The sequence below is a fragment of the Peribacillus sp. NPDC060253 genome (genome assembly GCF_042727425.1).
In the GTDB taxonomy this organism is placed as follows: Bacteria; Bacillota; Bacilli; order Bacillales; family DSM-1321; genus Peribacillus.
Map to the genome: position 1 here is coordinate 64,396 of NZ_JBHXAS010000008.1, position 15,084 is coordinate 79,479.

Genomic DNA, 15,084 nt, shown 5'->3' on the forward strand with positions numbered 1-15,084 from the left:
CAGCCTCCTAGTCTTCTGCTATCCAGCTTCTTAATAATTTTGCAAATTCATCTGGTTTTTCTTTTGCCAATTTTTCTAGTTGTTTTCTTTTTAAAGATGCTTCTGTTTCCTTCTCTTTGTTTAAATCCGGTACATCGAATATGACTTCTTCTTCTTCTTCAATCACGTACTCCTCTTCCATATCAGATTGCTTTTTGGAACGTAAGAATAAGAATAAGAGAATGATAATGATTAGTAAAAGCACTCCACCGACAATGTATACCCAAATTGGTAACGAAGAACGAGCATCATCTTTTGGCAGCGTCATTTTTCCGTTAAACGGTTGAACCGAAATAGCTATTTTATTAGTAAGCTCTTCGTCCGTAAGTTCTTCCCCTGCGGCTTTTTTCTCGATTGTCGTGCGTATTATCGTACCAAGGATTTGTGTAATATCATCCACACTCTGTTGAGATAAAGAATTTGGATCATCTGCTGTAGGCGGTTCAACCATGACCTGTATACCCAAATCTTTAACTTTATATGGACTTTCCACTATTTCCTTCTTGATTCGGTTCACTTCGCTATTTATCGTTTCATCCACTTTTTCATAATCACCGGATCCGGTTGTGCCTTCAACGTAATTAGATCCCAATGAATCAGAAGAGTCCTCGCTTTGCGGAATGCCTCCTGCACCAGCTGCATCCCCACTATACGTTTCATTGATCCTTTGCGCAGAAATCTCAATTCCAGCCATATTTTCTTTATCAACGGGCTCAACTAAATTCTCTTCCCGATTCTCTTGAGTGAAATCGATGTCTGTCGTGACAGAAACAACCACTTTATCTCTGCCCATAATCGTTCCAAGCATATTTTGTACTTGTCTTTGAATATCGCGTTCTATTTCTTTTTTAATTTCATTTTGAGTAGCAAATGCGGACGCGAAAGAAGAATTTTCATTTTCTAGATCAAAATACTCAAAGTCTTGGTTCATAATGACGATATTATCTGTAGGCAAGTTCGGAACACTTTTTGAGACAAGATGATAAAGTGAATTGATTTGGCTTTCTTCAAATTTATAACCAGGTTTCGTTGTCAATACAATGGATGCTGACGCTTCCTCAGCTGCATCACTAACAAACACTCCTTTATCAGGAAGAGTGATCATCACACTGGCATCTTCAACTCCATCAATCTTTTTTATTAAACTGGCAAGCTCCGTTTGCATGGAGTCCAATTTAATGACATTGAATTCATTTTCAGTCATTCCGATACCAGCACTTTGACTAAAAAAAGAATAATCAATATTACCCGATTCAGGGATGCCTTCAGCTGCCAGTTCCACTTTAAGTGTATCCACACTCTCTTCAGGAACCTTTATCGTCGTACCGTTTTCAGAAATTTCATTCTTAATACCTTGACTGTCTAAATTTCCCTTAACACTCCCCGTCTCCGATGGAGTTAAATTGGAATATAAGGGCACCAGCGCCGTACGCGTGGTTAAAATGGAAACAGCCGTAATGATGATGATCATCACTGCTGCTGAAGCAATCATCATGATTTTTTGTTTTTTACTACGGCTCGTCCAGAATGCAGTTATTTTATTTTTCATATTCATTAGTACATCATTCATTTAAATCCCCCGGTCAGTCTATGAATTTATGAGTGGGAGATTCATTTTCCCCCTGGTCATTTCTATTTTTTGAGGTTTTAAAAATGAATGCTATATACTCATTCTCATCATTTCTTGGTAGGCTTCTACCACCTTATTCCGAACCTCTAATGTAGCCTGCATGGTAACACTGGCTTTTTGTGAAGCTATCATCACCGAATGCAGCTCAACATCATCCCCATTCACAAGCTTGGTTGTCAGATCATCAGATGCCACCTGTGTTTTATTAACTTTATTCAATGACTCTTTTAATACGGACGCAAAATTTTGCTGTGCTTCGTATGGTGTAATTGTGTTACTCTGATTTTTTTTCAGTACATTACCTCCATTGCTCACTGCCGAAAGAGAAATCCCCTCCATATCAACAATCTCCTTTCACATTTTTATTTGCCGATTTCCAATGCTTTCATCATCATTCCCTTTGATGCATTTAAAACTGTCACATTGGCTTCGTATGATCGAGTGACACTCATTAAATCGACCATTTCCCTAAGTGGGTCGACATTTGGCATTTCAACATATCCATCTTCATTGGCATCTGGGTGTTCGGGATTATAATCCAGTTCAAAAGGTGTTTTGTCTTTTATTATTCCCGACACCTTCACTCCATTCCCTACACCGCTCGTTTTTCCGGATGCTGTGTTTAAGAAGCTTGAAAAACCCTGTTCCTTACTTTGCAGCACGACTGCTTTTCTAGAGTATGGCTTCCATGATTTCGTTTTGGCATCATATTCAGCCCTCGTCGTGTCAGCGTTGGCCATATTTGCAGAGATAACATCCATCCTTAACCTTTGACTCGTCAGGCTAGATCCGGTCATATTCATACTTTGGAAAATCCCCATCACTTACCTCCTCTAATTACATTCTCCAATGATTGAAACTTACCTGAAAGCCTGTCAGAAACTGCATTAAAATAAATTTGATTGGCAGCAAGATCCGTCATTTCCTTATCAACATCCACACTGTTTCCGTTATTGTTATATTGAACATTTTTCTTTGTCACGATGTGAGAGGAATGACTTCCCTCTGATTTGAAGTTAAAATGTCTTTCATCGGTACGATATGACTCTACGGAAGATTTCAGCTCCGCTTTAAAAGATTGTGTTTTGTCGACTTCTTTTGCCTTATAGTTAGGCGTATCTGAATTTGCTATGTTCTGTGAAATGACTCTTTGTTTTGTAGTCGAATAATTAAGTCCATTTTCTAGTGATTGAAAAGTATTTGAAAATAACTCCATATCGATCACCTCTTTCTATAATTAACAGATGGTTCCTCCACAAATAAATTTACCCAAACCATTTATTCTTTAATTTTAATGAAACATAATGACTATGTCTATAAACCACACATAGACTTTAGACCTATTATAGTCGAAAAATGTCATTAATTGATTAATTTTGACGATTTTTTTAGTATTATTCAATGATTAAAATTACGTTATATTACATTTTAATAGGGTATTCTACATTTTACCCATATTTTACTTCCATTAGCTTATTTATCATGCCGAAAAACATATCCATGTACCTGATACTTTAGAACTAAATTCCGAATTTAATTTTAAGTATTTTTTTCCATTTACTCAGTTTTAGCCTTTTCATATAAAGGATATTTAAAAAAATAAGCGATGAAAACTGATTTTCTTTTTTTGAAAAAAAGAGAAATTTTCGAGGTAATGATCCATTCGACAATTTCAGCAAATTTTTCCTAACAACAAGATTTACAGAAATCTGATCCATTATCAATGGAAACATTGAAAAATTCACAAAAAAAACATAAAGTTCCAGAAGTTATCATTTTTCATCATTACAATAGTTATAATAGTATAATTACTCTCATTTTTTCACTTTATTTTCCTTCCGATATAGAAACCACGCTTATTTTCATGTTCCATATCAGATCAAAATGAATTGTCCATTTTTTCTAACTTACATATTTTTATAAATCTCTTAACTTGTTAGTCATAGTTGGCTTAAAAAACAAAAAAGGCAGCCCTTTTTCAAGGTCTGCCTCAGACTTTAGAAATTCGAATGTTGATTGGAACTTAGGGAACTTTCTTTCCGCGCGCGGTCTTTGCGTCTGCGGGGTCTCCCTGGGACGGGTATTCCAGCAGGAGTCTCGTACCTTCCGTTCCATCAACTTTATTTTAACCGTTAGATAGAACTCCTTTTGCCTACAGTTTTTTTTGTTTTACAAATGAAAGTATTAAAACTCGAGGTGATAAGAATGCTTTCTTTTCACACGTGTGAATGACAGTGCGCCAAACTACCAAAAATGGCCTAAGTAATGACCTCGGAACGGTCACTATTCTATATAACTGCTTCAAATCCAATAAAAAAAACAAAAAGGTTTCGGATTAAGATCAATCCGAAACCTTTTTGTTTTTTAATTATTTTTAAGCTTCTCTAATTCAAGTAGGAATTTATCATTCAATACTTTGATATAAGTACCTTTCATTCCAAGAGAGCGTGACTCAATGACTCCTGCACTTTCTAGTTTCCTAAGTGCATTAACGATTACGGAACGAGTGATGCCTACACGGTCCGCTATTTTTGATGCAACTAGTAGACCTTCATTACCTTTAAGCTCTTCAAAGATATGCTCAATGGCTTCCAATTCGCTGTATGATAACGAGGAAATTGCCATTTGAACGACAGCTTTACTACGCGCTTCTTCTTCAATCTCTTCTGATTTTTCACGTAGGATCTCCATACCGACTACAGTAGCACCATACTCAGCTAAAATTAAATCGTCATCGTGAAATTTTTCCTGTAATCGAGCAAGGACCAATGTTCCTAAACGTTCTCCTCCACCCATAATCGGTACGATCGTAGTCAATCCCGATGCGAAAAGTTCTTTGTTTTCAACTGGGAAAGCCGTGTATTCACTTTCGATATCAAGATTGGAAGAAGTTTCAGGAATATTAAATAAGTTTTTTGTGTACACTTCAGGGAATTGTTTATCCTCCAACATTTTGTACATGCGTTCATTTTCGATTTGCTGACTTACAGCTATGCCCAATAATTTCCCGCGGCGGCTGACTACAAATACATTCGCTTCGATAACATCACTTAAGCTTTCAGCCATTTCTTTGAAATTGACTGCTTTACCTGCTGCTTTTTGGAGCATTGCATTGATTTTTCTTGTTTTTGCTAATAAGTTCATTTGATTTGTTCCTCCTAAAAATACCATGGTTCACATAACTATGAAGTTGTATTTCCGTAATTTTATGTTCATTGCATTGTCAAATTAATACCATTTTTCTGAATCTTAAAGGATAAACTGGCTTAAATCTTTGTTCCGGGCGATAGAACCTAGCTTGCCTTCGACATATTGGGGTGTAATTGTAATCTTCTCCATCGTAATTTCCGGAGCTTCAAACGACAGGTCTTCAAGCAGCCGTTCTAAAATGGTATGAAGTCTTCTTGCACCAATATTGTCTGTGTTTTGATTTACTTCGAAGGCCACTTCAGCTATCTTACGAACAGCATCGTCAGAAAATTCAATTTCTATACCTTCGGTTTCCAATAAAGCTACATATTGTTTTAACAAAGCATTATCAGGCTCATGAAGAATCCGCACAAAGTCATCAACAGTCAGTTTGTTCAATTCTACACGGATAGGGAATCTACCTTGTAACTCAGGGATAAGATCGGATGGCTTAGCCATATGGAAGGCCCCTGCCGCAATGAAGAGGACATGATCCGTTTTGACTGACCCATATTTAGTCACGACAGTTGAACCTTCGACGATCGGGAGGATATCCCTTTGAACGCCTTCTCTTGAAACATCCGCTGATGAACTTCCAGATTGCTTGCTGGCAATTTTGTCGATTTCATCGATGAAGATAATCCCATTTTGCTCTGCTCCATAAACAGCATCTGAAGTGACTTCATCCATATCAATCAATTTCGAAGCTTCTTCATTTGTTAAAACAATTCTCGCTTCACTAACTTTCAATTTGCGCTTCTTGCTTTTCTTCGGCATCAAGCTTCCTAAAGCGTCCTGCATATTCATCCCCATTTGTTCCATTCCCGAACCTTGGAGCATATCAAACATCGAAGCAGCCTGTTCTTCCACTTCGACCGTTATCATTTCACTTTCTAATTCGCCATTAGCCAGCTTTTCAGCGACAATTTTTCTTTTTTCCTGCAAACTTAAATCTTCGGAATTATCTTCCGAATCCTGTTCATCTTGATTGTTACTGCCTCCAAAAAAGACTTCAAGAGGATTTTTGAAATTACTCTGTTTTTTTGTTGATGGGACTAATAGCTCTATTAAACGGCGATTTGCATTTTCTTCTGCCCGTTCTTTTACGCTTGCCATCTTTTCTTCCTTCACGAGGCGGACGGATGTCTCTACCAAATCACGAACCATGGACTCTACATCCCGGCCGACATATCCAACTTCCGTAAATTTCGTTGCTTCAACTTTTATAAAAGGAGCACCTACCAATTTAGCCATTCTCCGAGCTATTTCTGTTTTCCCAACGCCTGTCGGTCCAATCATTAATATGTTTTTCGGAACGACTTCATCACGAAGTTGATCCGAGAGAAGGGAACGTCGGTAGCGATTCCGAAGAGCCACCGCCACTGCCCGCTTTGCCTCACGCTGCCCTACGATATATTGATCCAGTTTTTCAACGATTTGCCTCGGTGTTAAATTAGCTTTATTTGACATTTGCGCTCCTCCTTACAACTCTTCCACGATTATATTCGTATTCGTAAATACACAAATTTCCGCTGCAATTTGTAAAGATGATTGGGCGATTTCCTTTGCAGATAAATGCTCACTGGAAAATCGCATTAACGCCCTGCCCGCAGCCAGTGCATAATTTCCGCCTGATCCTATGGCTAGAATCCCGTCATCCGGTTCAATTACTTCCCCGGTACCAGAAACGAGCAGCAAATGGTTCTTATCCATGACGACTAACATGGCTTCCAGCTTTCTAAGTACATTGTCACTTCTCCATTGCTTTGCCATTTCGACGGCAGCGCGCTGAAGATTGCCATTATACTCTTCAAGTTTAGCTTCAAACATCTCAAATAATGTGAATGCGTCTGCAACTGAACCTGCAAAACCTGCAAGGACATTACCATTAAAGATCTTTCTTACTTTCCTTGCTGTATGCTTCATCACTACTGAATTTCCTAAAGTAACCTGCCCATCACCGGACATGGCACATTCACCTTTATGATGCACTGCAAATATCGTTGTCATAAAGTGTCCCCTTTCAACATTTAAGCCCGCGGATGTGTTGCATTGTAGACTTTTTTTAATTGGTCTTTTGTAACATGCGTATACACTTGCGTTGATGAAATTTTAGAATGACCAAGCAATTCCTGAACCGTACGAATGTCCGCCCCATTATTCAATAGGTGTGTGGCAAAGGAATGCCGTAGCATATGGGGATGAAGACTTCCATCTGCGGCTGACTTTTTAATCAATTCATTCAATATATAGCGAACTCCCCTAGGTGTCAGAGGGTCTCCACGAAAGTTAACAAATAAATAAACATGCGCCTTGGCGTCAGACGAAGTCATTTCCATCCTGGCTGTACGTATGTATAAATCTATCGCTTCTTGAGCATATCCACCAACCGGAACGTAGCGATCTTTTTTCCCTTTTCCATGGACCAGTACTGTACCTAAGGAAAGATCGATATCCTGCAGTTTAATCTCACAACATTCACTTACGCGAATGCCTGTAGCATACAGTAATTCCAGTAATGCATTGTCCCTTATTCCTATCGGTGAATCTTTCTTTATCGAAGAAAATAGCTGTTGCATTTCCTTCTCATAAAGAAAACGTGGCAGTCTTTGATCCTTTTTAGGTAAAGAAACAAGAGAAAAAGGATTATCCTTCACATCACCTTCACGTAGTAAAAATTTATAAAAGCTCCGCAAGCAAGAAGTCTTTCTTGCTACCGTGCGCTTAGAAAGTTTTTTCTCATATAAATTCGTTAAAAACAACCGGACATCAAAATATTCAACTGACGTGATGTCGGTAATTCCCTGCTCATTTAGGAACAGGAAAAATTCAAGAATATCACGTCTGTAATTTTCAATGGTGTAATGTGAACTGTTTTTTTCAATTTGTAAATATTCAATGAAGGATGATAATGCCTTTTTTTGATTAATCATGGAAACACCTCGCAAAGGCTTATAAATAGTATCATACTTTAAAACTACAGGCAAATATTTTACAAATTTTTCACAAAGTTCTGAATTGTGTCCAAAGCGCGTTTAGCATGCGTTTCGTTCCGTTCTTTTTTGGATTTGATCCTCACTTCTAGGTCTGGAAGCAGTCCAAAGTTGGCATTCATCGGCTGAAAGCTCTTTCCGTTTGTCGACGTTATGTACCTTGCCATGCTGCCCATTGTCGTCTCCGCAGGGAAAACGGTAGGCTCCAGTCCTTGGACGATCCTTGCAGCATTGATCCCCGCCACAAGTCCAGATGCCGCTGATTCAACATACCCTTCAACACCAGTCATCTGACCTGCAAAGAATAAATCATCACGATTTTTGAATTGGTACGTTGGCTTCAGAACGTTAGGAGAGTTTATGAAAGTATTGCGATGCATAACTCCATAACGAACGATTTCCGCATTTTCCAATCCCGGTATGAGCTGCAATACTTCTTTTTGCGGTCCCCATTTTAAATGTGTCTGAAAACCAACAATGTTGTAAAGGGTTCCCGCTGCATCATCTTGACGCAATTGAACAACAGCGAAAGGACGTTTTCCCGTTTTCGGATCTTCTAAGCCAACAGGCTTCAATGGACCAAATAACATCGTTTTCTTTCCACGAGATGCCATCACTTCAATTGGCATACATCCTTCAAAAAAGATTTCTTTTTCAAATTCCTTAAGTGGGACTGTTTCAGCTGCAATCAATGCTTCATAAAAGCGGTCAAACTCCTCCTCCGTCATCGGACAGTTCAAATAAGCCGCTTCCCCTTTATCATAACGGGATTTTAAATATACCTTATCCATGTTGATGCTGTCTTTTTCAAGAATTGGAGCGGCAGCATCATAGAAATATAAGTATTCTTCATCCATGATTTGCTTTAAGCTGTCAGAGAGAGACTGACTTGTAAGCGGACCTGTTGCAATGATCGTAGGACCATCGGGAATTTCCGTCACTTCTTCATTAATCACTGTTACATTGGGATGATTTTTAACCCTTTCCGTTACGAGACCGGCGAATTCATGTCGATCGACAGCTAACGCACCTCCGGCTGGCACAGCACAAGCATCTGCTGAGGACATGATGACGGAATCCAGAATTCGCATTTCTTCTTTTAATACACCAACAGCATTTGTTAATGTATTAGCCCGAAGTGAATTGGAACAAACAAGTTCAGCGAATTTATCGGTATGATGGGCTGGCGTTTGTTTTACCGGACGCATTTCATATAGATCGACTTTAATTCCTCTTTTAGCTAACTGCCATGCCGCTTCACTTCCAGCTAGCCCAGCACCGATTACACTTACTTTTGTTTCTTTCATTTTTTGAACCTCCATGTATAGATATGATAAGACAGGATCTTTTATCATTAAAATTGCATTCACAAAAGTTTCATTTTTAACGATATCTATGTATTTATACCCAAAATGCCCATTCCTGCTAACGATAATTATAAAACATATGCCACAAATCCGGCCTCTTCCTGCACCACGTCTTTCCTATAAAGGATAACGGACACAAAGAGGAATTATAACTTTAATAGAATACACTTGTCCACTGAATTTTACATCACTTGACTTAAATAAAAAAGTTTCAAGCATTATCCTTTTTTTTCTTAGAAGTAAATCCACATGTTATCATGATATCATACTTCCCTGAACATAAAGAAACTCGGCATCTGCCGAGTTTCTTTATCTTTAGAGTTTTACAATTGCATATTAGGAAAGTAACGATTTTCCGATCTTTTCTATGCTTGAGGCGTTTCTTTAAAATCACATTCCATACACTGGACTTGCACACCTTTTTTGAGTTTTTTCTCAACAAGTGTACCTTCACATTTTGGACAGCTCCGTGGCAGGGGTTTGTCCCAAGAAATAAAGTCACATCCAGGGTAGGTATCACACCCGTAAAATAGGCGGCGTTTTTTACTTTTCCTTTCAATGATGTTTCCTTCTTTACATTTCGGACATTTCACACCGATTTCTTTAACGATTGGTTTTGTGTTACGGCAATCCGGGAAATTACTGCATGCCATAAATTTTCCATATCGCCCCATCTTAAAGACCATCTCATGTCCGCATTCTGTGCAATCTTCCCCTGCAGGCTCATCTTTGATTTCAATTTTCTCCATCTCGACTTCGGCTTTAGCCAAATGAACCGCAAATTCTTTATAAAATTCATCGATGACCTTAATCCATTCGATGCTGCCTTCTTCGACGCTATCAAATTCCTGTTCCATCTTAGCAGTGAACTCTGCATCAATAATATCCGGGAAAAATTCACGTATCAATTCAAGAACAATCTCACCAAGCTCTGTAGGGATAAATCGTTTATTATCCAAGGTTACATAGCCTCGTTTTTGAATCGTATCCAAAGTAGGAGCATATGTAGAAGGCCGACCTATGCCCAGTTCCTCCATGGTTTTGACTAGACGTGCTTCCGTATAGCGGGGCGGAGGCTGTGTGAAATGCTGTTTCGGCTCGACATCTTTAGAAAATAATTGATCACCTTTTTTTACATCCGGAAGAGCATTTTCCTTTTCTTCCACTGAGTCATCGGATCCTTCAACATACACCTTCATGAAACCAGGAAATTTAACTTTAGAACCATTGGCCCTGAAAATGACATCCCCGTTATGAAGGTCGATACTCATTGTATCCATGACCGCCGAAGACATTTGACTGGAAACGAACCGTTCCCAGATCAATTTATATAAACGGAATTGATCTCTCGACAAGAACTCCTTGACTACACCAGGTTCACGTAAGGTGCTAGTTGGTCTAACCGCTTCATGGGCGTCCTGAGCATTAGTCTGTTTTTTCTCTTTGCGCTGTTCAACCTGAACATAATCTTTACCATAGCTATTTTGAATGAAGGTATGGGCTTCCTGTTTCGCAATGTCGGAAATCCGGGTCGAATCCGTTCTCATATAGGTGATTAACCCGACTGTCCCCTCTTTCCCAAGCTCGATTCCTTCATATAGCTGCTGGGCAAGCATCATGGTTTTCTTTGCACGGAAATTCAATTTTCGAGCAGCTTCTTGCTGCAAGGAAGAAGTGGTAAAAGGTGCAGCTGGATTACGCTTTCTTTCTTTTTTAGCCACAGCTCCTATAGTGAATTCCCCGCCATTTAAAGAAGCGAGTACTTTTTTGACGTCATCTTCCGTATTTAATTCTTTCCGCTCGCCACCCAGGCTGAAAAAGGAACCTTCAAACTGTTCTTTTCCTTTTACAAAATCCGCCTTGATTGTCCAATACTCTTCCGGGTTAAAATCTTTGATTTCTTTCTCGCGGTCAATGATCATCTTGACAGCAACCGATTGGACCCGTCCGGCGCTTAAGCCTTTTTTTACTTTTTTCCACAAAAGAGGGCTGATATTGTAGCCGACCAAACGATCCAAGATCCTTCTTGCCTGTTGTGCATCAACCAATTTCATATTTATTGGTCTCGGTGATTTAAAAGATTCTTTGATCGCCTCTTTCGTGATCTCATTGAATACCACACGGCAATCTGAATTAATGTCGACGTCGAGACTGTGGGCCAAATGCCAGGCAATGGCTTCACCTTCTCTGTCGGGGTCAGCTGCGAGATAGATTTTTTTCGCTTTTTTTGCAGCGGTTTTCAATTCTTTTAAAACCGGGCCTTTGCCGCGGATCGTTATATATTTAGGTTCATATTCATGTTCAGTATCGACACCCATTTGACTTTTAGGCAAATCGCGTACATGTCCCATGGAAGCCTTTACTTTATATTTTTTTCCCAAGTAACGTTCTATCGTTTTCGCCTTTGCGGGCGATTCCACAATCACTAAGTATTCTGACATCCAATAAATCCTCCTCAAAGAGGTAATATAAATCTTCACTATTATTAATCATTCAAAAATCATTTGTCAACACCTCTTTACTTTTCAAGACATGCTGATAATTTATTTATAAGTATTTTGACAAGAGGTGCCATTTGCAAAATTTATAACAGTTTTACATTTTTTTCAACCTTTTTGTCTCATATTTCAACCATTCATCTGAAAAATATACCTTTATTTACTATTTTTCCGTTTGATTTTCCGTCTATCTTCTATATTATACCGCTCAAAATTCTTCCTCAATCTGCTTATAACTCAAAACAAGTTTGGCTCCTTCAGAAATCAATTGATTGGTCCCTTGTGATTCTGGGCTTGTTACATTCCCAGGAAGCGCAAATACCTCCCTGCCATGATCCAAAGCAGCTTGTGCCGTAATAAGGGAACCGCTTTTCTCTTTTGCCTCGACCACGAATACTCCCCGTGATAATCCACTGATGATTCGATTCCTAATCGGAAACATCCAAGGTTCCGCTCTCATTTCCGGAAGGGTCTCAGATATAAGTAATCCTTTTTTGATGATTTCTTCAGCTAAGGGAATATTGGCCTTTGGATATATTTGCATAAGCCCGCCCCCTAAAACCCCAATCGTATCTCCGCCTTCACCCAAAGTGATCTTATGAGCCTCTGCATCGACTCCAGCCGCTACTCCACTGATGATGACGAATTTTTTCTGTACGAGAGGTGATAAAATCGTTTTTAAGGCCTCCAGTCCATACGAGGTTGGCTTACGGGTTCCGACAACACCTAGCGTATTCATCTTCGTTAGGAGCTTCTTATCGCCTTTTAAATAAAGAACCCACGGAGGATCGAATATCTGTCTCAGCAAAAAAGGGTAATCCTCATCAAGGATGGTCAAACAATGAATCTGGCTATCTTCATATCGTTTAAGCTTATCGATCGTATTGAGTGAATGTAAATCTTTGAGAAAGAGGTTGAGCTTATTTGTAGGGATGGAGAGCATTTTTGCCCATTCATGGCGTTTTGTTGTGAAAAGGGAAGAAAGGGATGGGTCATTGGATATGATTGTTTGGATAGCTTTCCACCCAGCTCCGCGGCAATGATGAAGGTGGATTAATTTTTCTTTTTTATTCAATGGAAACGCCCCTAGTCGGATTTTTTTTAAGAAGGTGGATTATGCTGGTTTGTGAGATAGAAATGTGATACTGAGGAGATTGGAGTGAAATAAAGGCCGACCTAAAAATAGGTCGGCCGAACTATGAATCAATGAGTTTTACAAGGTTCGTAAATTTCTTTTTCTTTCAGGACGGAGATCAATGTTTCACCCATTACGGATGGGGTCTCGGCAACTTTAATTCCACACTCGTTCATAACGCGGATTTTCTCGTCAGCCGTACCTTTTCCTCCTGAGATGATTGCACCAGCATGTCCCATACGTTTACCAGCTGGAGCTGTACGGCCGCCAATGAAACCAACAACTGGCTTCGTCATATTTTCTTTCACCCAGATTGCTGCTTCTTCTTCTGCAGTGCCGCCTATTTCCCCGATCATGATCACAGCATGTGTTTCCGGATCTTCATTGAACGCTTTCAGTACATCAATGAAGTCCGTTCCGTTAACGGGATCCCCACCGATTCCGACTGCGGTAGATTGCCCGATGCCCGCTTGCGATAATTGATGAACGGCTTCGTACGTTAAGGTTCCAGAACGAGAAACTACACCTACATGGCCTTTTTTATGGATATATCCTGGCATGATACCAATTTTACATTCTTCCGGGCTAATGACACCAGGGCAGTTCGGTCCGATCAAGCGAGTTTTTTTACCTTCCATGTATCGCTTCACCTTGACCATATCAAGGACAGGAATATGTTCCGTGATACAAATTACAAGATCAAGTTCTGCGTCAACTGCTTCCAAAATCGCATCTGCAGCAAATGGAGCCGGTACGTAGATAACCGATGCATTCGCCCCGGTTTCAGTGACGGCTTCGGAAACTGTATTGTATACAGGTACCCCTTCCACTTCTGTTCCACCTTTACCCGGAGTAACTCCGCCAACGATCTTCGTGCCATATTCCAACATTTGTTTTGTATGAAATAATGCTGTTGAGCCAGTGATTCCCTGAACGATCACTTTCGTATCTTTATTAATATAAACGCTCATTATGTTCCCCCCTGCCTATTATCCTACAAGTGATACTATTTTTTGTGCGCCATCTGCCATTGATTCAGCAGCCGTAATATTTAAACCTGACTCTTTTAGAATCTTTTTACCAAGGTCCACATTCGTTCCTTCAAGACGAACAACAAGAGGGACATCCAGGCCAAGCTCTTTAGCAGCAGCTACGACGCCTGTCGCGATGATGTCACATTTCATGATTCCTCCGAAGATGTTAACGAAAATGCCTTTAACATTTTGATCGGATAAAATGATTTTGAAAGCTTCTTTTACTTTTTCTTCTGTTGCGCCGCCCCCAACGTCAAGGAAGTTAGCCGGGTCTCCCATATAATGCTTAATGATGTCCATCGTTGCCATAGCAAGTCCTGCACCATTAACCATGCATCCGATATTTCCGTCTAGCGATATGTAACTAAGGCCATGTTTCGATGCTTCAATCTCTTTGGCATCCTCTTCATCTAAATCACGGTACTCCGCGATGTCTTTATGGCGGTAAATGGCATTATCATCGAAATTCAATTTAGCATCAAGTGCCATTACATTGCCATCGCCCGTTACCACTAATGGGTTGATTTCAGCAATTGAGCAATCTTTCTCAACGAAAGCCGTATATAAGTTAACCATAAGCTTGGAAGCTTTATTGATAAGTGAAGCAGGAATATTGATATTGAAAGCAATCCTTCTTGCTTGGAAGCCAGTCAGGCCGACAACCGGATCGATTACTTCTTTGAAAATTTTCTCTGGTGTCTTTTCAGCCACTTCTTCAATTTCCGTTCCGCCTTCTTCAGAAGCCATCAATACGACACTGTTTGTAGCACGGTCCAGGACCAGCCCGATATAATATTCTTTCGTAATGTCGCAGCCTTCTTCAATAAGTAAACGCTTAACTTCCTTGCCTGCAGGTCCTGTTTGATGGGTAACCAGCGTTTTACCGAGAATCTCTTCTGCATATGTACGCGCTTCATCAAGATTTTTCGCTACCTTAACTCCGCCGGCTTTCCCGCGGCCGCCCGCATGAATTTGAGCTTTGACGACAACAACTTCCGTACCTAACTCCTTCGCTGCTTCCACTGCTTCATCAACAGTAAAGGCAACCCGGCCATTTGGAACGGATACCCCGTATTGTCGCAATATCTCTTTCCCCTGATACTCATGGATATTCATTTCCCATCCTCCTTATCTACTAAAAAACAACTTTGAGATTTAATACGTGTTTTCTCTACCATATTACAACAAAATTCTCCTTC

13 protein-coding genes are annotated in these 15,084 nt (G+C 39.8%); all 13 read right to left on the reverse strand.

The window, feature by feature from the left end; translation table 11 throughout:
• Positions 1-7: 7 nt before the first annotated feature.
• The 13 genes from fliF to sucC all read right to left on the reverse strand — a co-directional run bounded on the left by fliF (position 8) and on the right by sucC (position 15,001).
• Positions 8-1,609, reverse strand: a complete 1,602-nt coding sequence (fliF, locus tag ACFWE9_RS03915) for a flagellar basal-body MS-ring/collar protein FliF (protein WP_377355684.1) — start codon at positions 1,607-1,609, stop codon at positions 8-10.
• Positions 1,610-1,699: 90 nt separating this feature from the next.
• Complete coding sequence (gene fliE / locus ACFWE9_RS03920; protein WP_377355686.1) at positions 1,700-2,008, reverse strand: flagellar hook-basal body complex protein FliE; 309 nt, start codon at positions 2,006-2,008, stop codon at positions 1,700-1,702.
• A gap of 23 nt (positions 2,009-2,031) precedes the next feature.
• Positions 2,032-2,490: a flagellar basal body rod protein FlgC gene (flgC, locus tag ACFWE9_RS03925; protein ID WP_377355688.1), complete on the reverse strand. Its 459-nt coding sequence runs from the start codon at positions 2,488-2,490 to the stop codon at positions 2,032-2,034.
• Positions 2,490-2,885, reverse strand: a complete 396-nt coding sequence (gene flgB, locus ACFWE9_RS03930) for a flagellar basal body rod protein FlgB (protein WP_230158105.1) — start codon at positions 2,883-2,885, stop codon at positions 2,490-2,492. The genes flgC and flgB overlap by 1 nt, the downstream gene beginning before the upstream one ends.
• A 1,148-nt stretch (positions 2,886-4,033) precedes the next feature.
• The gene (codY, locus tag ACFWE9_RS03935) at positions 4,034-4,813 is read right to left on the reverse strand and encodes a GTP-sensing pleiotropic transcriptional regulator CodY (protein ID WP_230158107.1); all 780 of its coding nucleotides are present in this window, start codon (positions 4,811-4,813) and stop codon (positions 4,034-4,036) included.
• A gap of 105 nt (positions 4,814-4,918) precedes the next feature.
• Entirely contained in the window at positions 4,919-6,328 is a 1,410-nt protein-coding gene (hslU, locus tag ACFWE9_RS03940; RefSeq protein WP_230158108.1) for an ATP-dependent protease ATPase subunit HslU, read from the reverse strand.
• A gap of 12 nt (positions 6,329-6,340) precedes the next feature.
• The gene (hslV, locus tag ACFWE9_RS03945; RefSeq protein WP_230158109.1) at positions 6,341-6,868 is read right to left on the reverse strand and encodes an HslVU peptidase proteolytic subunit; all 528 of its coding nucleotides are present in this window, start codon (positions 6,866-6,868) and stop codon (positions 6,341-6,343) included.
• Positions 6,869-6,888: 20 nt separating this feature from the next.
• Positions 6,889-7,791 (reverse strand): tyrosine recombinase XerC, encoded by a 903-nt coding sequence (gene xerC / locus ACFWE9_RS03950; protein ID WP_230158110.1) that lies wholly within the window; start codon positions 7,789-7,791, stop codon positions 6,889-6,891.
• A gap of 59 nt (positions 7,792-7,850) precedes the next feature.
• A complete protein-coding gene (trmFO, locus tag ACFWE9_RS03955; protein ID WP_230158111.1) occupies positions 7,851-9,158 on the reverse strand; it encodes an FADH(2)-oxidizing methylenetetrahydrofolate--tRNA-(uracil(54)-C(5))-methyltransferase TrmFO in 1,308 nt (435 codons plus the stop codon).
• 425 nt (positions 9,159-9,583) lie between these two features.
• A complete protein-coding gene (gene topA / locus ACFWE9_RS03960) occupies positions 9,584-11,659 on the reverse strand; it encodes a type I DNA topoisomerase (RefSeq protein WP_230158112.1) in 2,076 nt (691 codons plus the stop codon).
• A 265-nt stretch (positions 11,660-11,924) separates the two neighbouring features.
• Entirely contained in the window at positions 11,925-12,791 is an 867-nt protein-coding gene (gene dprA / locus ACFWE9_RS03965) for a DNA-processing protein DprA (RefSeq protein ID WP_230158113.1), read from the reverse strand.
• 128 nt (positions 12,792-12,919) lie between these two features.
• Positions 12,920-13,822 (reverse strand): succinate--CoA ligase subunit alpha, encoded by a 903-nt coding sequence (gene sucD / locus ACFWE9_RS03970; RefSeq protein ID WP_230158115.1) that lies wholly within the window; start codon positions 13,820-13,822, stop codon positions 12,920-12,922.
• Positions 13,823-13,840: 18 nt separating this feature from the next.
• Positions 13,841-15,001 (reverse strand): ADP-forming succinate--CoA ligase subunit beta, encoded by a 1,161-nt coding sequence (gene sucC, locus ACFWE9_RS03975; RefSeq protein ID WP_061462395.1) that lies wholly within the window; start codon positions 14,999-15,001, stop codon positions 13,841-13,843.
• Positions 15,002-15,084 lie beyond the last annotated feature (83 nt).